Genomic DNA, 20,302 nt, shown 5'->3' with positions numbered 1-20,302 from the left:
TCTGCTAGCGGCTCACGCCGCCTCCTTCTCTTCCGACGCTTCCGCCGGGAACGGGAATCCGAACAGGCGCAGCAACTCGCGCGCTTCGTCGTCGGTCTTCGCCGTGGTGGTTACGATGATGTCCATGCCCCGGATCTTCTCGATCCTGTCGTAGGAGATTTCGGGGAAGACGATCTGTTCCTTCAGGCCCATGGCATAGTTGCCACGGCCGTCGAAGCTCTTCGGGTTCAGGCCACGGAAGTCGCGAATGCGGGGCATCGCGACCGTCACCAGACGATCGAGGAACTCATACATGCGTTCACGGCGCAAAGTAACCTTGCATCCGATCGGCATGCCTTCGCGCAGCTTGAACTGGGCGATCGACTTCTTGGCAATCGTGATGACCGGCTTCTGGCCAGCGATCAGCGCCATTTCCTCGGCAGCGGTCTGGACCTTCTTCTTGTCCTGGCTCGCTTCGCCCACGCCCATGTTGAGCGTGATCTTCTCGAGCTTGGGGACTTCAAGCCGGTTCTTGTAGCCGAACTTTTCGGTCATCGCCGGAACAATGACGTCATCGTACCGGCTCCGCATCCGGGCGGTATAGGTGTCAGCCATCGATGGTCTCCCCGGATTTCACGGCCACGCGGACCTTCTTTCCGTCTTTGGTTTCGAACCGCACGCGGGTGGGCTTGCCCGACTTGGGATCGGCCAGCGCAACCTTGCATAGGTGCAGCGGCGCCTCGAACCGGTCGATCCCGCCCTGCGGGTTGGCCTGGCTCGGCTTGCGGTGACGGGCAGCCACGTTGACGCCCTCGACCACAACCTTGCCTTCTTTCGGCATGACCTGGCGAACGGTGCCGGTGCGGCCCTTGTCCTTGCCCGAGAGCACGACGACGCTGTCGCCCTTCTTGATCTTTGCGGCAGCCATCACAGCACCTCCGGCGCAAGCGAGATGATCTTCATGAACCCGCGGCCGCGCAGTTCACGGACCACCGGGCCAAAGATACGGGTGCCGATCGGCTCCTCGTTCTTGTTGACCAGCACGGCAGCGTTGCTGTCGAACCGGATCACGGTCCCGTCAGCCCGGCGCACTTCCTTACGGGTGCGCACGATGACAGCGCGATGGACATCGCCCTTCTTCACCTTCGTGCGCGGCTGGGCTTCCTTGACGGAAACCACGATCACGTCGCCAACGGATGCAGTCCGGCGCTTCGACCCGCCCAGTACCTTGATGCACTGGACGCGCTTTGCGCCGCTGTTGTCCGCGACGTCGAGATTGGATTGCATCTGGATCATCGATCCGTTTCCTTCTCTCTGGCTTGCCGGAACCAGTCCGGCAGTTCCTAATCGCTAAATCAGTTGCCGGCTTCGGCCACGTCGAGATCGGCTTCGACCGCCTGGGTGCCACCGGCGACAACGCGCTCGATGACCTGCCAGGTCTTGGTCTTGGACATCGGCCGGGTCTCTTCAATCCGGACGGTGTCGCCAATCTTGTATTCGTTGGCTTCGTCGTGGGCGTGATACTTCTTCGAGCGGCGGATGATCTTCCCGTAGAGCGGGTGCTTCACCTTCCGTTCGACCAGTACGGTGACGGTCTTTTCGGTCTTGTCGGAGGTGACAGTCCCGATCAGGATACGCTTGGGCATTGTCTGGCTCCTCAGGCCTTGACCGCAGTCGCGGCGCGCTCGGTCTGCAGAGTCTTTATCTGCGCGATCATGCGGCGGACTTCACGGATCCGCGAAGGGGCTTCCAACTGGTTGGTCGCCGCCTGGAAGCGGAGGTTGAACTGTTCACGCTTGAGCTCGGTGAGCTGCGCGTCGAGCTGGTCATCGGACTTCGTGCGAAGGTCCTCGATGGCGGTTTTCATCTTGGCCATGGATCAACCCTCCAGGTGCGAGGTGTCGCCGAGACGGGCAACGACCTTGGTCTTGATCGGAAGCTTCATCGCGGCGCGTTCGAACGCTTCGGCAGCCAGCGGGCCGGCCACGCCGTCGAGTTCGAACAGGATGCGGCCCGGCTTGACCCGTGCAGCCCAGTATTCGACCGAACCCTTGCCCTTGCCCTGACGGACTTCGGCAGGCTTCTTCGACACCGGCACGTCGGGGAACACGCGGATCCACAGGCGCCCCTGGCGCTTGATGTGGCGGGTGATCGCACGACGGGCGGCTTCGATCTGGCGAGCGGTAATCCGCTCCGGCTCGAGCGCCTTGAGGCCGTAGGAGCCGAAGTTCAGGTCGGTGCCACCCTTGGCATCGCCCTTGATCCGGCCCTTGAAAGCCTTGCGAAACTTGGTTTTCTTCGGTTGCAGCATGTTACCTACTCACCTCAACGCGCCGGCCGGACGCCGGAAGTCTGGGCTTCCATCATCAGGCGGTCCTGGGCGGTCGGATCGTGGGCGAGGATCTCGCCCTTGAAGATCCAGCACTTGATGCCGATGATGCCATAGGCAGTCAGTGCCTCGGCCTCGGCGTAATCGACGTTTGCACGCAGCGTGTGCAGCGGAACGCGGCCCTCGCGGTACCATTCGGTCCGGGCGATTTCCGCCCCGCCGAGGCGGCCGCCGCAGGTGATCTTGATCCCTTCCGCACCCAGGCGGAGAGCCGACTGGACAGCGCGCTTCATCGCCCGGCGGAACGCCACGCGGCGAACCAGCTGGTCGGCAATGCCCTGGGCAACGAGCTTGGCATCGATTTCCGGCTTGCGGATTTCCACGATGTTCAGCTTGACGTCGCTGGGCGTGAAGGTCGCCAGCTTCGCCCGCAGCTTCTCGATGTCCGCGCCCTTCTTGCCGATGATCACACCGGGGCGGGCCGCATAGATCGAAACCCTGCACAGCTTGGCCGGACGTTCGATCACCACCTTGGAAATGGCGGCCTGCGGCAGCGTTTCCATGATGAACTTGCGGATCTGGATGTCTTCCTTGAGCAGCTGCGCGTAGTTGCGCCCTTCGGCGTACCAGCGGCTGTCCCAGGTGCGGTTGATCTGCAGGCGCAGACCGATCGGATTGCTCTTCTGACCCATCTTACGCCTCTTCCTGCTCGCGAACAACGATGCGCAGCCGGCTGAACGGCTTGAGAATGCGCGTCGACTTGCCGCGGCCACGGGTGTGGAACCGCTTCATGGTGACCGACTTGCCAACGCTCGCTTCGGCGATGACCAGCGAGTCAACGTCGAGGTTGTGGTTGTTTTCGGCGTTGGCGATGGCCGAAGCCAGCACCTTGCTCGCATCGCGTGCCATGGCCCGCTTGGAGAAGGCGAGGATGTTCAGAGCCTCTTCCGCCTTCTTGCCGCGGATCAGGGCCGCCACGAGGTTCAACTTCTGCGCCGAACCACGGATCGTGGTGCCGACGGCCAGCGCCTCGTTATCCGCAACGCGGCGGGGGGCTTTCTGCTTGCTCATCAGCGCTTACCCTTCTTGTCGGCAGCGTGGCCCGGGAAGGTACGCGTAGGTGCGAACTCGCCGAGCTTGTGGCCGACCATTTCTTCCGAAACGGATACGGGGATGAACTTGTGGCCATTGTAGACGTTGAACGTCAGGCCGACGAACTGGGGCAGGATGGTGCTGCGCCGCGACCAGGTCTTGATCGGTGCGCGGGTGCCCTTGTCCTGTGCGTCTTCGGCCTTCTTCAGAAGGCTGAGTTCGACGAACGGACCTTTCCAGACGGAACGTGCCATGTCCGGTTACCTCTTCTTCTTCGCGTGGCGCGAGCGGATGATCATCTTGTCGGTCGACTTGTTGTGCCGCGTGCGTGCGCCCTTGGTCGGCTTGCCCCAAGGGGTAACCGGGTGACGGCCGCCCGAGGTCCGGCCTTCACCACCGCCGTGCGGGTGGTCGACCGGGTTCTTGGCAACACCGCGGGTCAGCGGCTTGACGCCCATCCAGCGCTTGCGGCCGGCCTTGGCGAAGTTCTGGTTCTGGTTGTCAGGGTTCGAAACCGCGCCAACCGTGCCCATGCAATCGCCGCGCAGGTAACGCTGCTCGCCCGAGTTGAGGCGGACAATCACGAGACCGCGATCACGGCCAACAACCTGGACATACGTCCCGGCCGAGCGGGAAATCTGCCCGCCCTTGCCCGGCTTCATCTCGACGTTGTGGCAGATCGTGCCGACCGGCATCTGGCCCAGCAACATGGCGTTGCCCGGCTTGGTGTCGGTCTTCTCGCCTGCCACAACCTTGTCGCCCACAGCGAGACGCTGCGGTGCAAGGATGTAGTTGAGCTCACCGTCTTCGTACTTGAGCAGGGCGATGAAAGCGGTCCGGTTGGGATCGTACTCGATCCGCTCGACGGTTGCTTCCATGTCCCACTTGCGACGCTTGAAGTCGATGAAGCGGTACTTCTGCTTGTGGCCACCGGCCATGCCGCGCGAAGTGACGTGGCCCTTGTTGTTGCGGCCGCCCGTCTTGCGCTTGCCCTCGGTCAGCGACTTGACCGGCTTGCCCTTGTAGAGCCCAGACTTGTCGACGAGAATGAGGCCACGGCGCGCGGGGCTCGTCGGGTTATAGTTCTTCAGTGCCATGGGATCAGCTCACACCTTCGGTGATGTCGATCGGGTCCTGGCCATCGACCAGGGTGACGACTGCTTTCTTCACGTCGCTGCGGCGGTAGGGCTTGCCCTTCCAGCGCTTCGTCTTGCCCTTGGAAACCAGGGTGTTGACGCTCTTGACCTTGCGGTTGAACAGCGCCTCGACCGCTTCCTTGATCTGCGGCTTGGTCGCATCGCCAGCCACCTTGAACACGGTCGCGTTGTTTTCCGCGAGCAGCGTGGACTTCTCGGTGATGTGCGGCGCGAGGATCACGTCATAGTGACGCGCGTCGATTTCTTTCGCCTTAGCCATTGAAACGGGCCTCCAGCTTTTCGACCGCAGCCTTGGTCAGGACCAGCGTGTCGTGCTTCAGGATGTCGTACACATTGGCACCGACGGCGGGGAGCACGTTGACGCCCGGCAGGTTGCCGGCAGCGCGGGCGAAGCCCTCGTTCACCGACTCACCGTCGATCACCAGCACCTTGCCGCTCCAGCCGTTCTTGCCGAAGGTTTCGGCCAGAGCCTTGGTCTTCGCATCGGCCAGGTCGAGGCTGTCGACGACAATCAGGCCGTCCTTTGCCTTGCTCGACAGGGCCATCCGCAGCCCGAGGGCGCGCACCTTCTTGTTGAGCGACTGGTTGAAATCACGCTTGCGCGCACCGTGGGCCTTACCACCGCCGATGAAGATCGGGGCAGAACGGTCACCGTGACGGGCAGTACCGCCGCCCTTCTGGCGGCCGAACTTCTTGCCGGTACGGGCCACGTCGGCACGCTCACGCGTGGGACGGGCAGTGGCGCGGCGGTTTTCCAGCTGCCAGGTGACAACGCGGTGGAGGATGTCGGCGCGGGGTTCAACCCCGAACACGTCATCGTTCAGCTCGATGTCGCCCGACGCTTTACCGTCGATCTTCTGGACCTTCACCTTCACGGATCAGCCCTCCTTGTTTTCGTCGGTCGAAGGCGCTTCGCCTTCGGCAACGGTGGTTTCTTCAGCGGCCGCATCTGCCACTTCGACCTGGTCGGCGAGCTTGGGCTCGTCAGCTTCGGGACGCGGGGCATTGCGGTCGATCACGACGCCGGGGAACGGCACGGTGTCGGGCAGCGCAATCTTGACCGCGTCACGGACCAGCATCCAGCTGTTCTTCGCACCGGGGACAGAGCCCTTGACGAAGATCAGACCGCGATCGGCGTCAGTGCGCACGACTTCGAGGTTCTGCTGGGTGCGCTGGCGGTCACCCATGTGACCAGCCATCTTCTTGCCCTTGAACACGCGACCCGGATCCTGGCGGTTGCCGGTCGAACCGTGCGAACGGTGGCTGAGCGACACGCCGTGCGTTGCACGAAGACCGCCGAAACCCCAGCGCTTCATGGCACCGGCAAAGCCCTTGCCCTGCGTGTGCCCGGTGATGTCGACCTTCTGGCCGGCCACGAAGTGATCCGCGCTGATCGTCGAACCGACCGGCAGCAGCGCATCTTCGCTCTCAAGCCGGAACTCGGCAACCTTCTGCTTCAGGCCGACTTCGGCCTTGGCAAAATGCTCGCGCTGCGGCTTGTTGACATTCTTCTGCTTGGCTTCACCCGAACCGACCTGCAGCGCGACGTAGCCGTCACGGTCTGCGGTGCGGTGGGAAACAACCTGGCATTCTTCCAGGGCCAGGACGGTCACGGGAACGTGACGTCCATCCTCCTGGAACAGGCGGGTCATCCCGACTTTCTTTGCGATAACGCCGGTGCGCATCGTCATACTCCTAACAGAGGCACACGAGGCCCATCCCCGCGTGCGTGATGGGCCCCGCCAAGGCGGCGGAACCCGGTTTTCAGCCCGATTGTGTGAAACTGCGCCCCGTCCGGGCTGAGTGCCTCCAGGTGGAGGCGAGACGGGGGACGCAGCCCGGATAAATCCGGCGGTATCCACCTATTTCGTCATCCCGGCCGAAGCCGGGAGCGTGGACCGCCCAACGGGCAGCCTCGAAAAAGACCTGACCGATTAACGTCCAGTCAGGAGGACGGAGAACCCGGCCTTAACCGGGACGTCGAGATCAAGCCAGCTTGATCTCGACGTTAACGCCAGCAGCCAAATCGAGCTTCATCAGCGCGTCGACGGTCTGGGCGTTGGGCTGCACGATGTCGAGCAACCGCTTGTAGGTGCGCACCTCAAACTGCTCCCGCGACTTCTTGTCGATGTGCGGACCGCGGTTCACGGTGAACTTCTCGATCCTCGTCGGCATCGGAATGGGGCCACGGATCAGCGCGCCGGTGCGGCGAGCTGTGTCAGCGATCTCGCCAGTGGCCTGGTCGAGAACGCGGTGGTCGAACGCCTTGAGGCGAATGCGAATATTCTGGGCTTCCATGTCCGTGTACCGATGAGAAAGAGCAAACACAAAAAACCAGCCGCCCCGCCCCCTCCCGTCTCCGAGGGAGAGCGGGGCTGCTGACCGAATTTTTTCCGAAGCTGGTCCGGCAATGAGGGGACGAATCCCCTCGCTTGCGCGGGCCTATATTACTTCGTGATCTTGCTGACAACCCCAGAACCGACGGTCCGGCCACCTTCGCGGATTGCGAAGCGGAGACCCTCGTCCATGGCGATCGGCGCGATCAGCTTGACCGAGATGGTCACGTTGTCGCCCGGCATGACCATTTCAGTGCCCTCGGGGAGGATCACTTCACCGGTCACGTCGGTGGTGCGGAAGTAGAACTGCGGGCGGTAGTTGGCGAAGAACGGCGTGTGACGGCCACCTTCGTCCTTCGACAGCACGTAGACTTCTGCGCTGAACTCGGTGTGCGGGCTGACCGAGCCGGGCTTGCACAGCACCTGGCCGCGCTCGACTTCTTCACGGCCAACGCCGCGGATCAGGGCACCGACGTTGTCGCCGGCTTCACCGCGATCGAGCAGCTTGCGGAACATTTCGACGCCGGTCACGGTCGTCTTCTTGGTGTCCTTGATGCCGACGATTTCGACTTCGTCACCAACGTTCACGATGCCGGTTTCGATACGGCCGGTCACCACGGTGCCGCGACCCGAAATCGAGAACACGTCTTCGATCGGCATCAGGAAGGGCTTGTCGACCGGACGGTCGGGCTGCGGAATGAATTCGTCCACAGCCTTGATCAGGGCGATGACCGAATCCTTGCCGATGGCGTCGTCACGACCTTCGAGAGCGGCCAGAGCCGAACCCTTGATGATCGGAATATCGTCACCCGGGAAGTCATAGGCGCTCAGCAGTTCGCGCACTTCCAGTTCGACCAGCTCGAGAATTTCCTCGTCGTCGACCTGGTCAACCTTGTTCATGTACACGACCAGCGCGGGCACGCCGACCTGGCGGGCCAGCAGGATGTGCTCGCGGGTCTGCGGCATCGGGCCGTCAGCAGCGTTCACCACCAGGATCGCGCCGTCCATCTGCGCAGCACCGGTGATCATGTTCTTCACGTAGTCGGCGTGACCCGGGCAGTCGACGTGCGCGTAGTGGCGGGCGTCCGACTCATACTCGACGTGTGCGGTCGAGATGGTGATGCCGCGCTCGCGCTCTTCCGGAGCCTTGTCGATGTTGGCGAAGTCCACGGCGGTACCGCCGTAGGTTTCTGCCATGACCTTGGTGATGGCGGCTGTCAGCGTGGTCTTGCCGTGGTCGACGTGCCCGATGGTGCCGATGTTGCAGTGCGGCTTGTTCCGCTCAAATTTTGCCTTTGCCATGTTACTCGTAACCTCTGTCTGACTGATGGGATTTCAGGGGAACAGGACGGCACCCGCTGAATCAGGCGCCGCCCCTAGACGTATAGCCTGCCTTAGGCAAGCTTCTCCTTGACCTCGGCCGCCACATTGGCCGGAACTTCGTCATAGTGGCTGAACTGCATCGAGTACTGGGCGCGGCCCTGGGTAAACGAGCGCAGTTCGTTGACGTAGCCGAACATGTTGGCGAGCGGCACCATGGCCTCGACCGCCTGGGCATTGCCCCGGCTGTCGGTGCCCTGGATCTGGCCACGCCGGCTGTTGAGGTCACCGATGACGTCCCCGAGGTAATCATCGGGGGTGACAACTTCGACCTTCATGATCGGCTCGAGCAGCTTGATGCCGGCCTTCTGGGCCACTTCACGCATGGCACCCCGGCCGGCAATTTCGAACGCGATCGCGCTCGAGTCGACGTCGTGGTAGGCACCGTCATACAGCGTTACGGTGAAGTCGATGATCGGGAAGCCGATGAGGTGGCCGCTTTCGGCCTGCTCGCGGAAACCCTTTTCGATCGCCGGGATATATTCCTTCGGAATGTTCCCGCCCTTGATCTCGTCCTGGAAGACGAAGCCCTGGCCACGTTCGCCCGGCTCGATCTTGACCTTGACCCGGCCGAACTGACCCGAGCCACCCGACTGCTTCTTGTGGGTGTAGTCGACATCGACCGGCTTGCCGAGATATTCGCGGTAAGCCACCTGCGGCGCGCCGACGTTGGCCTCGACCTTGAATTCGCGGCGCATGCGATCGACGATGATGTCGAGGTGAAGCTCGCCCATCCCCTTGATGATCGTCTGGCCCGATTCGTGGTCAGTCGACACGCGGAAGCTCGGATCCTCGGCAGACAGGCGATTGAGCGCGACGCCCATCTTTTCCTGGTCAGCCTTGGTCTTCGGTTCCACCGACAGTTCGATCACCGGCTCGGGGAACTCCATCCGCTCGAGCACGATCGGATGCTTGTCCGAGCAGAGCGTGTCGCCGGTGGTGGTTTCCTTCATGCCGGCCAGCGCGATGATGTCGCCGGCAAATGCCTCGTCCACGTCCTTGCGGTCGTTGGCGTGCATTTCGAGCATGCGGCCGACCTTCTCCTTCTTGTCCTTCACCGAGTTCAGGTAGGTGCCCTTGTTCAGGGTCCCCGAATAGATGCGGATGAAGGTGAGCGAGCCCACGAACGGATCGTTCATGACCTTGAAGGCGAGCGCGCTGAACGGCGCGTCGTCGGTTGCCGGGCGGCTGTCCGGCTCGTCGCTGTCCATCTTGACGCCCTGGACGTCAGGAATGTCGAGCGGCGAAGGCAGGTAGTCGACCACGGCGTCAAGCAGGGGCTGCACGCCCTTGTTCTTGAACGCCGAACCGCAGCACACCGGCACGAACGACTGGTTGAGCGTGCCCTTGCGGATCAGCGCCTTCAGCGTCGCCACGTCGGGCTCGTTGCCTTCGAGATAGGCTTCCATCGCGTCATCGTCCTGCTCGACGGCAAGCTCGATCAGCTCGCTGCGATAGATCGCGGCTTCGTCGGCGAGGTCAGCCGGGATCTCTTCGTAGAAGAATTCGGCGCCGAGGCTCTCGTCCTTCCAGATGATCGCGCGGTTTTCGACCAGGTCGACCAGGCCCTTCAGATCCGCTTCAAGGCCGATCGGGATGTAGAGCACGGCCGGCTTGGCGCCGAGGCGTTCGATAATCGACTGGACGCAGTACTTGAAATTGGCGCCGGTGCGGTCGAGTTTGTTGATGAAGCACATCCTGGGCACGCCGTACTTGTCGGCCTGGCGCCACACGGTTTCGGACTGGGGTTCGACCCCGGCCACGCCGTCAAAACAGGCGACCGCGCCGTCGAGCACGCGCAGCGAGCGTTCGACTTCAATGGTGAAGTCGACGTGCCCGGGGGTGTCGATGATGTTGATCCGGTGGTCGTTCCAGAAACAGGTGGTCGCGGCCGAGGTGATCGTGATCCCGCGCTCCTGCTCCTGCTCCATCCAGTCCATGGTCGCGGCGCCGTCATGGACTTCGCCGATCTTGTAGGACTTGCCGGTGTAATAGAGAATACGCTCGGTCGTGGTGGTCTTGCCGGCATCGATGTGGGCCATGATGCCGATGTTGCGATAGCGCTCCAGCGGGTATGCGCGGGCCATGGGAAATTCCTCGTCAGGTCGGGGGTAGCGGATGCTGCCCCCCATATGGGAACGATTGTGACCGCTTGAAGACCGGAGCACCGCCCCGGCCCTGCAAGACAGCCGTGCGCCCTACCAGCGGTAGTGCGAGAACGCGCGGTTGGCGTCGGCCATGCGGTGGGTATCTTCCCGCTTCTTGACCGCGTTGCCGCGATTGTTGGCCGCATCCATCAGCTCGCCCGAGAGGCGCGCCGACATGGTGGTTTCGGCCCGGCCGCGCGCGGCAGTGATCAGCCAGCGGATGGCCAGCGCCTGGGCACGCTCGGGGCGGACCTCGACCGGCACCTGGTAGGTGGCACCACCCACGCGGCGGCTGCGGACCTCGACCTGCGGCTTCACGTTGTTCAGCGCATCGTGGAACAGCTGGATCGGATCGGCCTTGGCCTTGGTCTCGACCGTTTCGAGCGCGCCATAGACGATGCGCTCGGCAGTGGACTTCTTCCCGTCGAGCATGAGGTTGTTCATGAACTTCGACAGGGTCTGATCACCAAACTTGGGATCGGGCAGGATGACCCGCTTTTCGGGACGACGACGACGTGACATATTCTTAACTCCTTCGGAGTGGCCATCCACCTCCGTGGATGTCCTGCGGCTCCGGCCCGCTCCCCCTCCCGGCCACCCAAAGACTACCCTGTAGGAAGCCGGGAGGTGGATCGGGCCGGAGCCGGGCTAGCGCCGAGCTAATCCCTTACTTCGGACGCTTGGCGCCGTACTTCGAGCGGCTCTTGCGGCGGTCCTTCACACCCTGCGTATCGAGCACGCCGCGCAGGACGTGGTACCGCACGCCGGGAAGGTCGCGCACACGCCCGCCGCGGATCAGCACGACGCTGTGTTCCTGCAGGTTGTGGCCTTCGCCGGGGATGTAGCTGATGACCTCGCGCTGGTTGGTCAGGCGCACCTTGGCCACCTTGCGCAGCGCCGAGTTCGGCTTCTTCGGGGTCGTCGTGTAGACGCGGGTGCAGACACCGCGCTTCTGCGGGTTCTGTTCCATCGCAGGGACCTTGCTCTTGGCCTTCTGCGGAACGCGGCCCTTGCGGACCAGCTGGTTGATCGTCGGCATGAGTTCTCTCTTCACCGTGTGGAGGTGACACAATGTCGGATGGAGAGGATCGGGAGCCGCCCTTGGTGAGTCCCCGCGAAGGCGGGGACCGCAGTCGGCAAGCACGGTGCCTGCCTCCCGAGACCTCCGCCTGCGCGGAGGATCACGTAAAGCGAGCCTGAAACACTCCACCCGGCACGGACACCGGGTTACTTTGACGGCTGCCCCGGATCGGCTGCCCCTGCCCGTGATCCCCCGCGACAGCGGGGGCCCCAGGCCGGATGGCACCAGATCCCCAATAGAAAAGAGCCACGCCGCACCCGCTTCACGCTTCGGCGACTGGCCCCCGGGACTGACCGGCAATGTTCAGCTCTATCTGACCGGCATGGAACCCGCAGGGCGAATCCAACACCGGATGGCGGCGCGCTTAGGCGGGTTTGGGGGTGGGGTCAAGGGTGGGGGACCTGATACGCAAAACAGAGCACCTTGCCTCAGAGCCGCGCCCGAGTTCACAGGATTACAGAATCTCGCAAGACTTTACGCAAATCAGCCATCGACGTTTCTTCAGCCAAGGCGCTCTGCTCAACTGCGACCTTTTTGGCCAATTCATCCACGTCAAACGACAAGGCCTGAACGGCTTTAAACTTCGCCTCTGAATCAAGCACATGCCTTGATCCGTCAGGGGTGTAAAGAGACATTGCCTCTATGCGATGCCCATAAACCCAGTCGAGAAATCTTTGAACTTCAGCTAGGACAGCGAGCTCATAAAATCTTCCAGCAGACAGCGATCTTTTGTCCGCGTGGTACAGTAGCGCCGCCAGATCGAAACTAGATATCCCTTTGACATCCTCCCGATCCGAATCAGCCTTGACGTTCTTTATCAATCGAATTGCCTTCTTAAGACAACCGCCCGCCTCGATGTCAGCATCTTCGACGAGCTTTATGTGCATGAATGGCTGATTATCGATGGTCATCGGCACGTTTTTGTCAGCGATCACAACCGCGCGAAAGCATTCTGCAGCCGTGCTCTGAAACTGGCTAGTGTTATACCATATTGACGGAACCACATCGACCGGTCTCGGCAATGACCCTCCTTTCATAGAAATTGCCTTACCCCCGCTACAATCGACTTTGACTGCGGGATAAGCATCCTTCAAAATACGCTCGGAGTCCGCTCGCAAAGCGAGAATGACGCCAAGGCGATTTAGCGTAGATGGCGAATACGTGTGCGCTAAGCACCCTTTCGCATCATAGATAAAAAACGACTGGTCGATCACCAACAGATCAACGTCACTTACGCCTCTTATATGGACATTGAGAGGCACAGATCCTTGCAAACGGAATTCAGTTATTTGCGTTAGCTTTGAATTGAGCTGTTTTCCCACCCGCTCAGCCGTCTCGACCGTAATCGCAGTGTACTCACTGCCGACAGACTGCATGGCCCCAAGCGCATACCGCGTATACTTATTCCCGCTTTGGCGCGTCTCCCAACCCTCGTTCAAGATACTCTTAGCAAGCACATTCTCTTGATCGGAAAAAGATAAGTCGCCCAAGCGGTCAATCCCCTTACGACGCATCCGGAGACTATTAAGCCGCTCGTCAATCGTGAAAGCCATGATTTATTTCCTGCTCCAAATCATCCGACCGAAAGTTGTTCTTCCTCGGCCCGTAAAGTATATTCCATCTCCACTCTGAAGATCATGGGCAATCAACAAATCGACGCAACCATGATGGGCGTTAAGCCCTTCTTCAAATTCTCTCGGGTCATTCTTATAGTGATAAAGGAGACGAAATGTCCCAACACCTTCAGAAATCAATGCGGCCGATACGCTCTCTGAACGAGATTTACTTGTTTCCATTACGATGCAAAGCTTGTCCCAGTTCTGTGATATGACAACGCTTGCTTCCCAGCCTACCCCCTCCTCGTTGAAAGAGGACTCACCGATGCATTGCCAACAACCTTCCAAGTTAGGCACTTTCATCAGGCGTGATATTGGACCCCATTTCCAGATAAAGCGGCTAAAAAGCAGGTAAAGCGCACCATAGACCGCGCTCGCGCCTGCTAGCGAGAACAGCGATGGCGGAAGGTTCGCAGAGACACCAAACTTCTCAGCAACGTCAACCAACGATAGCAAAACGAAAACCAAGACTGCAGACACGCTAGCGGCCGCCACAGCGACCCACCGACCAATCGTTGCACGATTTACGCCTCCAACTAATGCATATTCGTGATCGTTACCCATGCCGAATCCACCTCGCTCCAAGGAACACATTGGCAACCCCCCTCCGGAACGCAAGGTATGTGGATAACTATTCTTTATGGCGGGAGAGTTGAGGCATCCCAGAGTAGTCTCAGTCGCTCAAGAATTCCAAACAATTGTGACTATCTCTCGTCATCGCATACCAGCTTGGTTGACGACTGCCCCCTCTCCGTCATTGCGAGCGAAGCGCGGCAATCCAGAGTGCATCGCGGGATGCTCTGGATTGCAGCGTCGCCTGCGGCTCCTCGCAACGACGGCGGGGTGTTGCGGGACGGATTGCCGCTTTTCTGCGTGCATTCCGGTCACAGCACATCTGCCCACCCTGGAACCCCACCCCCACCCTCGTCCGTTGCACGGGGTATGCCCTACGCCGCCCCCGCCCCTGACCCCGCAGCCGAACCCTCGCTCTACCTGATCTGGCACGATCCCGGGGCCGCGCCCGCCCGGCCGCTCGACCTGCACGGGGACGGCTATCCACTGGCCGGGGGGTTGTGGCTGGTGCGCTCCGCCCTCACCCGCTCCCGGCTCTATCACCGGATCAAGTGGCAATTGCCCGAAGGCACCCCGCTCGCCTGCGCCCCGCTGGCCGACGAGCCGGACGGCTGGCCCAAGTTCAGGGGCATGGAACCCGGCGCGCTCGCCTGGTTGCGGGGGAGGTAGGGGGAGGTTGGATTGCCCTCTCCCCGTGCGGGGAGAGGATAGCGCAGCTTGCCGCGCACGCGGCTAGCGGAGCTTGGAGAGGGGCGCACGGCGTTGCGCTTTGGCACAGCCGCCGAACCCCCACCCCCGGCCCCTCCCCACGGGGAGGGGGGAAAAGCATTTTCCTACTCGCCGCGAGTGTGCCTAATGGGGGCGGTCATGAGCGACCGATCACCCACCACGCCCCCTCCCCTCACCCCCACCCGCGCCGTGCCGCGGCAGGCGACTTCGGCCGCGGCGCACGTCGGGCCGGAGCCGGAGGCGGACGATCCGCTGCTCGCCTTTGCCCCCTACCTCCACGCCGCGCCGCGCCGCAATTCGATCACCCCGGCGGTGCAGCGCCGGTTCGTTGCCGCGCTGGCCGCCACGGGAATCGTCTCGGCGGCGGCGCGCAGCGTGGGGCGCAGCCTCGAGGCGCTCTACAAGCTGCGCCATCGCCCCGGGGCGGAGGGCTTTGCCGCCGCCTGGGACGCGGCGCTGGAGCGAGGGAGCCAGCGGCTGGAGGACATGGCGTTCGAGCGCGCGCTGCTGGGCACCCGCACCCCGATCGTCTCCGGCGGGCAGCTGGTCGACTGGTGGGACAAGCCCGACAACGCGCTGCTGCGCTTCCTGCTGCGCCACCGCCTGCCCGCCCGCTACTCCGCCGAGGCGGTGCAGCCCGGCCACCCGCTCTACGAGGCGATCAAGGCGCGGGTGCTGGCCGAACAGGCCGCCGCGCCCGCAGAGGAGGACGAGCAGGCGGTGCTCGATTCGATCGACGCGCTGATCGACGAAATGCGCGCGCGGAGCCTCGGGCTGGGATGAGCGGGAACCGGGGCGCGGGGCGGTGCGTTGCGCAGCCGTGGACACTGCGCCCTTTCCCCTGCCTGACACGATCCGCACCCGGCTGGCCGATGGCAGCCCGGTGTGCATCCGCCGCATCCGCCCGGCCGACGAGGCGCTGATGCGCGCCGGGATCGAGCGGCTCTCGCCCCGCTCGCGCTACCTGCGGTTCTTCAGCGGCGGGAAGCTGCCGCCCGACTGGGTGATCGACCGCCTGCTCGACGTCGACGGGCACCGCCACCTCGCCTGGGGGGCGCTCGAATGTGGCGGTTCTGGTGAAGCGGAGGGAGAGGCGATCGGCGCGGTCCATGCTTTCCGCACCGAAGCCGAGCCGGAGTGCGCCGAGTTCTCGGTCGCGGTGCTCGATGCCTGGCACGGGCGCGGGCTCGGGCGGCTGCTCACCGCGACGATCCTGTGCGAGGCGCACGAACAGGGCATCCGCGCCTTCCACGTCGATACCCTGACCGAGAACGCCGGCGCGATCGAGTTCGTCACCAGCCTGGGCGCGCGCGGCAGCGGGGCGGACGGGATCACCCGCTCGTTCCGGCTCGATGTGGGCGGCGCGCTGGCGATCCTGCGCCGCGCCTGCGACCCGCCCGGCCTGCGCGCGATCTTCGGCGAGGACTGCGGCTAGCGCAGCACCGCGAGGCGGAACACATTACGCGCTGAGGAACGCGACCAGCGCCTTGACCTTCTTCTGGCGCCACTGCGGCAGGGGGGCGACCAGCCAGTAGGCGCGGCGGCCCTCGTCCGGCCCCTCCAGCACGGTGAGCTTGCCGGCGGTGACCGATTCCTCGACCAGCAGCCACGGCAGGATCGCCTTGCCCAGCCCGGCGGCGGCGCTGCTGAGCGCCTGCCCCGCATTGCCGACCTCGATGCAGGCCTGCGCCCCTTCGGGCAGCGGCGCGCCGGGCCAGTCGATCCAGGTATTGAGCGCACCCTCGCTCGCTTGCGGAGCGGCGACGACCACGCGGCGCGCCGGGGCCAGTTCGACCCCCTCCAGCTCGCCCGGCCCGTCAACCAGCCGCACCGCGAGGTCCAGGTTGGCCTCGGTAAAGTCGGCGTGCTCGTTCTCGACCAGGCGGTAACGCACGTCCGGATGGGCGAGGCGGTAGGCGGCGAGGCGCGGGGCCAGCCACTGGGCGTAGAATTCGCGCGGAGCGGCAATGGTGTAGCGGTCGCTCGCCTGCCCGGCCTGCATCGCCTGGACGCTTTCCTCGAACTTGAGGAACCCCTCGCGCAGCGCATCGAGCCCGGCGCGGCCTTCGTCGGTCAGCTCCAGCCCCTTGCTGGTGCGGCGGAACAGCACCGTGCCGAGATGGTCCTCCAGCGCGCGGATCTGCTGCCCGACCGCCGCCGGGGTCACCGCCAGCTCGTCCGCCGCGCGGGTGAAGCTGAGATGGCGCGCGGCAGCGTCATAGACGCGCAGGGCGTTGAGGGGCAGGTGCGTGCGCTTCATGGCGGAAGGGCTGTTACTGCGCTTCGGCCGGCGCCGCCAGCGGGAAGAACGGGATCCGCACCTCGATCGGCAGGCCGTTGGCGCGGTGGAACGTGTAGAACCCCTCCATCGAGCCGTGCGGAGTGGTCAGCGGGCAGCCGGAGACATAGTCATGGCTCTGCCCCGGGGCGAGCATCGGCTGCTCGCCCACCACGCCCTCGCCATCGACCAGGTTGACCATCCCGCGCCCGTCGGTGATCCGCCAGTGTCGGGTGAGCAGCTGGACCGGCTCGTCCCCGCCGTTCTCGATCCGGATGTGATAGACCCAGAACCAGCGCCCCGAATCCGGCTGCGACTGCTCGGGCAGGAAGTTGACCGCAACGCGGACGGTAATGCCGTGGGTCGTGGCGGCGTGCTGGAACAACTGCTTCATGGCCCTGCCAAGGTAGCGAGGCGAAGGCGCGGGTGCAATCGTGCGCGTAGGCTTATCGGCGGCTGAGTTCTTCCTCCACCTGCCCCAGCCGTTCCTTGCCGAAGAACATCTCAGCTCCGACGAAGAATGTCGGGATGCCGAACGCCCCCCGGTCCACCGCCGCTTGCGTGCTGTCCATCAGCGCCTGCTTGATGGCAGCGTCCTGTGTGGCTGCGAAAAGCGCCTGGCCGTCAAAACCGGCCCCGGCCAGCACCGCGCCGATCGCCTGGGGATCGTCCACCGGCACGCCCTGTTCCCACAAGGCGGGGAGCAGGGCATCGACCAGACGGATGCGGTCATCGCCCTCCACTGCCAGCAGCATCCGCTGCAGCGTGACCGAATTGAACGGAAACTGCGGATGGAGGCGGTATTTGTCGAACCCGTGCTTGGCGATGAAGCGCTCCATTTCCAGCATCCCGTATGCGACCTTGCCCTTGACCTCCGCGTCACGGACCATTGGCGGAGCGTTTCCGGTCAGCCGGTGCATCCCGCCCAGGAACACCGGTGTCACCTCCAGCGCGGCCCCGGTACGCGCCACCAGCTCCTTCAGGGGATACCAGGCGAGGTAGGCATTGGGGCTGACGAAATCGAACAGGAACTCGACAGTACGGGGCGTAGTTGTGGGCATGGCAGGCGGTCCTCCGGCTGATGGCCCACGCTTGCTAGCGGGGACAGGCAGGCAAGGCCACTGGCACTCGTAACGATTCAGTATTGCTATTGATAATCGTTCGCATAAACTGACGGACGCAACGCCGGAGGATTCCATGACCGACCCCGATCGCCCAGCCCGCCCTGATCGCCCCGACCTTAGGGCCTGTGCCCTGCCCCACCCGCTGCCGGCCTGCCGCCGCGAGCAGGCCCTGCTGCTGATGTTCCGCCGCATGGCCATTCACGGCCTGCACGATGCCCATGCCAGCATGGTTGCGCTGGACCAGTTCGGCGGCGGCTTCCTGCGCGCCCTGCATCTGATGCGGGCGTTCCTGCATGGCCTGGCCCGCCATGCGAGCGGCCGGATCCAGGTCGCCCCGGGTTGCGCCCCGCGCATGACCCGGCATGAGGCGCTGGTTGTCGCGGCGATGTCGGGCGGTTGCCCGGTGGCCCTGCTGGAACTGTCCGGGCCGGATGGCTATGCTGACCTGCTGACCCTGGCCCAGGCCCTGCAGGGCGAACTGTCAGCCTAGTACACCCCCACCAGCTTGGCCCCGGCAATCACCAGCACCAGCCCGAGCGCCCGGGTCAGCCACGGGCTTTGCAGGCGGATGCCGAGGCTGGTTCCGGCAAGGGCACCAGCCAGCGCAGCCGCGGCATAGAGCGGCAGTTGCGGCGGGAGCGATCCGAGCGAGGCCAGGTTGCCCGCCAGCCCGGCCAGCGAATTGACCAGCACGAACACCGCCGCCACCCCGGCGGACTGCCGCACCGGCGACCACGCCATGAACAGCAGGACGGGGGAGAGGAAGATGCCCCCGCCGGTTCCGGTCAGGCCGGACAGAAGCCCGATCCCAGCCCCGGCCACGATCCCGGCCCAGACCGGCGGATCGCGCCATTCGCTCTCGGTTCGCAGCGCCTTCGGCCAGAGCAGGCGGGCCGCCGCAATCCACAGCACCACGCCCATGAGCGGGCGGTAAAACTCGCCCGGCAGGTGGATGCCGCCGCCGACGAACGCCATCGGCGTGGCACCAAGCAGGAAGGGCCACAGCACCCGCCAGCGGAACTGCTTTGCCACCACATAACGCCACGATGCGAGCGAGCCGACCAGCACGTTGAGCGCCAGCGCGGTCGGCCGCATCACCGCAGGCGGCACGCCGAACAGCGCCATCAGCGCGATATAGGCGGAAGCTCCCGCATGGCCGACGCTGGAATAGAGCGCGGCGGCAAACATGATGCAGACCGCCAGTGCCCAGTCTGCCGCCACCAGCGCGTCCATCGCCCGATCCCGGCCTGAATCCGGGCCCTAGATGCCGGCCCGGTCGAACGCCTGGGCAAGGTCCTCGATCACGTCGAGCGGATCCTCCAGCCCGACATTGATCCGCAGCATCCCCTGACCGATCCCCATCTCCAACCGCGCCTCTTCACCCATGTTGGCGTGGGTGGTGCTGGCCGGGTGGCACAGCAGGCTGCGGGCATCGCCGATGTTGTTGGAGATATCGACCAGTTCGAGCGCGTCGAGGAAGGCAAACGCCGCCTCACGTCCGCCGTTCAGGTCGAACGCGAAAATCGGGCCGGTCATCGCCATCTGCTGCATGGCCATGGCATGGCGCGGGTGGCTCGGCAGGCCGGGATGCATCACGCGACCTGCGCCCCGGCTGAGCCGACCTTCGACAAACCGGCCGACCTCCAGCGCGTTCTCGCTCTGGCGGCGGGCGCGCAGGTCGAGCGTTTCCAGCCCCTTGTGCACCACCCAGGCGTTGAACGGTGACAGGTTCGGCCCCGTATTGCGCTGGAACGGCAGCAGCACCTCGTTGATGAACTGCTCCGTCCCGCAGACTGCGCCCGCAAGCACCCGGCCCTGCCCGTCCATCAGCTTGGTCGCGCTGTAGGCGACCACGTCTGCCCCGAAATCGAGCGGACGCTGGAGCGCGCTGGTGGCAAAGGCATTGTCGACCACGCTGGTGATGCCGTGCGCGCGGGCTAGGCCGCAGACATGGGCGAGATCGACGATGTCGAGCGTCGGGTTGGCCGGAGTCTCGAAGAAGAACACCTTGGTGTTGGGCCGGATCGCCGCTTCCCAGGCAGCGTTGTCGGTGCTGTCGATCACGCTGACTTCGATGCCGAAGCGCGGACACAGGTGATCAAGCAGCCAGCGGCACGATCCGAACGCGGCCCGCGCGCCGACCACATGGTCCCCGGCAGAAAGCTGGCACAGCAGGGCGGTGGTCATCGCCGCCATTCCGCTGGCCTGGGCGCGGCACGCCTCGGCCCCTTCCATCAGGGCGATGCGTTCTTCCAGCATGGCAACCGTAGGGTTCTGCAGGCGGGAATAGGTCATCCCATGCGCCTCGCCCGCGAACCGGTCAGCCACCGTCTGCGCGTCGTCATAAGTATAGCCGCTGGAGAGGAACAGCGCCTCGCTGGTTTCGCCATGCTCGCTGCGCCAGGTGCCGCCACGGACAGCCTGGGTTGCGGGGCGCCATTTCGAGGTAATCGAGCGGTCGGTGCCGGTGGTCTTTTTCAT

General features: G+C 64.0%; 29 protein-coding genes. 4 read left to right on the top strand and 25 right to left on the bottom strand.

Annotated features, from left to right (window positions below):
* Positions 1-12: 12 nt before the first annotated feature.
* The 20 genes from rplE to U4960_RS06145 all read right to left on the bottom strand — a co-directional run bounded on the left by rplE (position 13) and on the right by U4960_RS06145 (position 13,681).
* A complete protein-coding gene (rplE, locus tag U4960_RS06240) occupies positions 13-594 on the bottom strand; it encodes a 50S ribosomal protein L5 (protein WP_324262705.1) in 582 nt (193 codons plus the stop codon).
* On the bottom strand, positions 587-907 hold the full coding sequence (gene rplX / locus U4960_RS06235) for a 50S ribosomal protein L24 (protein ID WP_324262704.1): 321 nt from the start codon (positions 905-907) through the stop codon (positions 587-589). Before rplX ends, rplE begins: the two co-directional genes overlap by 8 nt.
* Complete coding sequence (gene rplN, locus U4960_RS06230) at positions 907-1,275, bottom strand: 50S ribosomal protein L14 (protein ID WP_324262703.1); 369 nt, start codon at positions 1,273-1,275, stop codon at positions 907-909. The genes rplX and rplN overlap by 1 nt, the downstream gene beginning before the upstream one ends.
* Before the next feature lie 59 nt (positions 1,276-1,334).
* Entirely contained in the window at positions 1,335-1,625 is a 291-nt protein-coding gene (gene rpsQ, locus U4960_RS06225; protein ID WP_324262702.1) for a 30S ribosomal protein S17, read from the bottom strand.
* 11 nt (positions 1,626-1,636) lie between these two features.
* The gene (rpmC, locus tag U4960_RS06220) at positions 1,637-1,846 is read right to left on the bottom strand and encodes a 50S ribosomal protein L29 (protein ID WP_416379115.1); all 210 of its coding nucleotides are present in this window, start codon (positions 1,844-1,846) and stop codon (positions 1,637-1,639) included.
* A 12-nt stretch (positions 1,847-1,858) separates the two neighbouring features.
* Complete coding sequence (rplP, locus tag U4960_RS06215) at positions 1,859-2,290, bottom strand: 50S ribosomal protein L16 (RefSeq protein WP_324262700.1); 432 nt, start codon at positions 2,288-2,290, stop codon at positions 1,859-1,861.
* 14 nt (positions 2,291-2,304) lie between these two features.
* Entirely contained in the window at positions 2,305-3,000 is a 696-nt protein-coding gene (gene rpsC / locus U4960_RS06210) for a 30S ribosomal protein S3 (protein ID WP_324262699.1), read from the bottom strand.
* Between the two features lies 1 nt (position 3,001).
* Positions 3,002-3,379, bottom strand: coding sequence for a 50S ribosomal protein L22 (gene rplV, locus U4960_RS06205; RefSeq protein ID WP_324262698.1), 378 nt, complete (start codon positions 3,377-3,379; stop codon positions 3,002-3,004).
* The gene (rpsS, locus tag U4960_RS06200; protein WP_324262697.1) at positions 3,379-3,654 is read right to left on the bottom strand and encodes a 30S ribosomal protein S19; all 276 of its coding nucleotides are present in this window, start codon (positions 3,652-3,654) and stop codon (positions 3,379-3,381) included. The genes rplV and rpsS overlap by 1 nt, the downstream gene beginning before the upstream one ends.
* Positions 3,655-3,660: 6 nt before the next feature.
* The gene (rplB, locus tag U4960_RS06195) at positions 3,661-4,497 is read right to left on the bottom strand and encodes a 50S ribosomal protein L2 (RefSeq protein ID WP_324262696.1); all 837 of its coding nucleotides are present in this window, start codon (positions 4,495-4,497) and stop codon (positions 3,661-3,663) included.
* 4 nt (positions 4,498-4,501) lie between these two features.
* Positions 4,502-4,816 (bottom strand): 50S ribosomal protein L23, encoded by a 315-nt coding sequence (locus U4960_RS06190; protein ID WP_324262695.1) that lies wholly within the window; start codon positions 4,814-4,816, stop codon positions 4,502-4,504.
* Positions 4,809-5,432, bottom strand: coding sequence for a 50S ribosomal protein L4 (rplD, locus tag U4960_RS06185; protein WP_324262694.1), 624 nt, complete (start codon positions 5,430-5,432; stop codon positions 4,809-4,811). Before rplD ends, U4960_RS06190 begins: the two co-directional genes overlap by 8 nt.
* A gap of 3 nt (positions 5,433-5,435) precedes the next feature.
* On the bottom strand, positions 5,436-6,242 hold the full coding sequence (rplC, locus tag U4960_RS06180; protein ID WP_324262693.1) for a 50S ribosomal protein L3: 807 nt from the start codon (positions 6,240-6,242) through the stop codon (positions 5,436-5,438).
* A gap of 301 nt (positions 6,243-6,543) precedes the next feature.
* Positions 6,544-6,855 carry a 30S ribosomal protein S10 gene (gene rpsJ, locus U4960_RS06175; protein WP_006831877.1) on the bottom strand — a complete coding sequence of 104 codons (312 nt, stop codon included), beginning with the start codon at positions 6,853-6,855 and terminating at the stop codon, positions 6,544-6,546.
* Positions 6,856-7,004: 149 nt separating this feature from the next.
* A complete protein-coding gene (tuf, locus tag U4960_RS06170; RefSeq protein ID WP_324262692.1) occupies positions 7,005-8,195 on the bottom strand; it encodes an elongation factor Tu in 1,191 nt (396 codons plus the stop codon).
* A gap of 92 nt (positions 8,196-8,287) precedes the next feature.
* Positions 8,288-10,360: an elongation factor G gene (gene fusA / locus U4960_RS06165; RefSeq protein WP_324262691.1), complete on the bottom strand. Its 2,073-nt coding sequence runs from the start codon at positions 10,358-10,360 to the stop codon at positions 8,288-8,290.
* A gap of 111 nt (positions 10,361-10,471) precedes the next feature.
* On the bottom strand, positions 10,472-10,942 hold the full coding sequence (gene rpsG, locus U4960_RS06160) for a 30S ribosomal protein S7 (RefSeq protein ID WP_324262690.1): 471 nt from the start codon (positions 10,940-10,942) through the stop codon (positions 10,472-10,474).
* A 145-nt stretch (positions 10,943-11,087) separates the two neighbouring features.
* On the bottom strand, positions 11,088-11,459 hold the full coding sequence (gene rpsL / locus U4960_RS06155) for a 30S ribosomal protein S12 (RefSeq protein WP_054118152.1): 372 nt from the start codon (positions 11,457-11,459) through the stop codon (positions 11,088-11,090).
* 488 nt (positions 11,460-11,947) lie between these two features.
* A complete protein-coding gene (locus U4960_RS06150; RefSeq protein WP_324262689.1) occupies positions 11,948-13,054 on the bottom strand; it encodes a hypothetical protein in 1,107 nt (368 codons plus the stop codon).
* 3 nt (positions 13,055-13,057) lie between these two features.
* Positions 13,058-13,681: a hypothetical protein gene (locus U4960_RS06145; protein ID WP_324262688.1), complete on the bottom strand. Its 624-nt coding sequence runs from the start codon at positions 13,679-13,681 to the stop codon at positions 13,058-13,060.
* Between the two features lie 378 nt (positions 13,682-14,059).
* Between U4960_RS06145 and U4960_RS06140 the strand changes: the two genes are divergently transcribed.
* The 3 genes from U4960_RS06140 (at position 14,060) to U4960_RS06130 (ending at position 15,854) form a co-directional block, all read left to right on the top strand.
* Positions 14,060-14,359 carry a hypothetical protein gene (locus tag U4960_RS06140; RefSeq protein ID WP_324262687.1) on the top strand — a complete coding sequence of 100 codons (300 nt, stop codon included), beginning with the start codon at positions 14,060-14,062 and terminating at the stop codon, positions 14,357-14,359.
* Positions 14,360-14,557: 198 nt separating this feature from the next.
* The gene (locus U4960_RS06135; protein WP_324262686.1) at positions 14,558-15,202 is read left to right on the top strand and encodes a hypothetical protein; all 645 of its coding nucleotides are present in this window, start codon (positions 14,558-14,560) and stop codon (positions 15,200-15,202) included.
* Positions 15,203-15,239: 37 nt separating this feature from the next.
* The gene (locus U4960_RS06130) at positions 15,240-15,854 is read left to right on the top strand and encodes a GNAT family N-acetyltransferase (protein WP_324262685.1); all 615 of its coding nucleotides are present in this window, start codon (positions 15,240-15,242) and stop codon (positions 15,852-15,854) included.
* A 24-nt stretch (positions 15,855-15,878) separates the two neighbouring features.
* Here U4960_RS06130 and U4960_RS06125 read toward each other — a convergent pair whose 3' ends face one another.
* From U4960_RS06125 to U4960_RS06115, 3 genes are read right to left on the bottom strand one after another with little or no spacing between them, the layout of a single operon-like run.
* Complete coding sequence (locus tag U4960_RS06125) at positions 15,879-16,679, bottom strand: LysR substrate-binding domain-containing protein (RefSeq protein ID WP_324262684.1); 801 nt, start codon at positions 16,677-16,679, stop codon at positions 15,879-15,881.
* A 13-nt stretch (positions 16,680-16,692) separates the two neighbouring features.
* Positions 16,693-17,091, bottom strand: coding sequence for a Co2+/Mg2+ efflux protein ApaG (gene apaG, locus U4960_RS06120; protein ID WP_324262683.1), 399 nt, complete (start codon positions 17,089-17,091; stop codon positions 16,693-16,695).
* A gap of 52 nt (positions 17,092-17,143) precedes the next feature.
* Positions 17,144-17,758 (bottom strand): 2-hydroxychromene-2-carboxylate isomerase, encoded by a 615-nt coding sequence (locus U4960_RS06115; RefSeq protein ID WP_324262682.1) that lies wholly within the window; start codon positions 17,756-17,758, stop codon positions 17,144-17,146.
* Between the two features lie 136 nt (positions 17,759-17,894).
* Here U4960_RS06115 and U4960_RS06110 point away from each other — a divergent pair, with 136 nt between their 5' ends.
* Positions 17,895-18,311, top strand: a complete 417-nt coding sequence (locus U4960_RS06110) for a DUF6628 family protein (protein ID WP_324262681.1) — start codon at positions 17,895-17,897, stop codon at positions 18,309-18,311.
* Here U4960_RS06110 and U4960_RS06105 read toward each other — a convergent pair.
* Together U4960_RS06105 and U4960_RS06100 are read right to left on the bottom strand one after the other, a co-directional pair.
* The gene (locus tag U4960_RS06105) at positions 18,308-19,054 is read right to left on the bottom strand and encodes a sulfite exporter TauE/SafE family protein (RefSeq protein WP_324262680.1); all 747 of its coding nucleotides are present in this window, start codon (positions 19,052-19,054) and stop codon (positions 18,308-18,310) included. The two genes, U4960_RS06110 and U4960_RS06105, sit on opposite strands and share 4 nt — an antisense overlap.
* Positions 19,055-19,081: 27 nt before the next feature.
* Complete coding sequence (locus tag U4960_RS06100) at positions 19,082-20,302, bottom strand: trans-sulfuration enzyme family protein (RefSeq protein WP_324262679.1); 1,221 nt, start codon at positions 20,300-20,302, stop codon at positions 19,082-19,084.

This window comes from Altererythrobacter sp. H2 (assembly GCF_035319885.1).
Classification (GTDB): Bacteria; Pseudomonadota; Alphaproteobacteria; order Sphingomonadales; family Sphingomonadaceae; genus 34-65-8.
The sequence above is the reverse complement of the archived record's forward strand: the minus strand, read 5'-3'. Positions and strand labels throughout refer to the sequence as shown.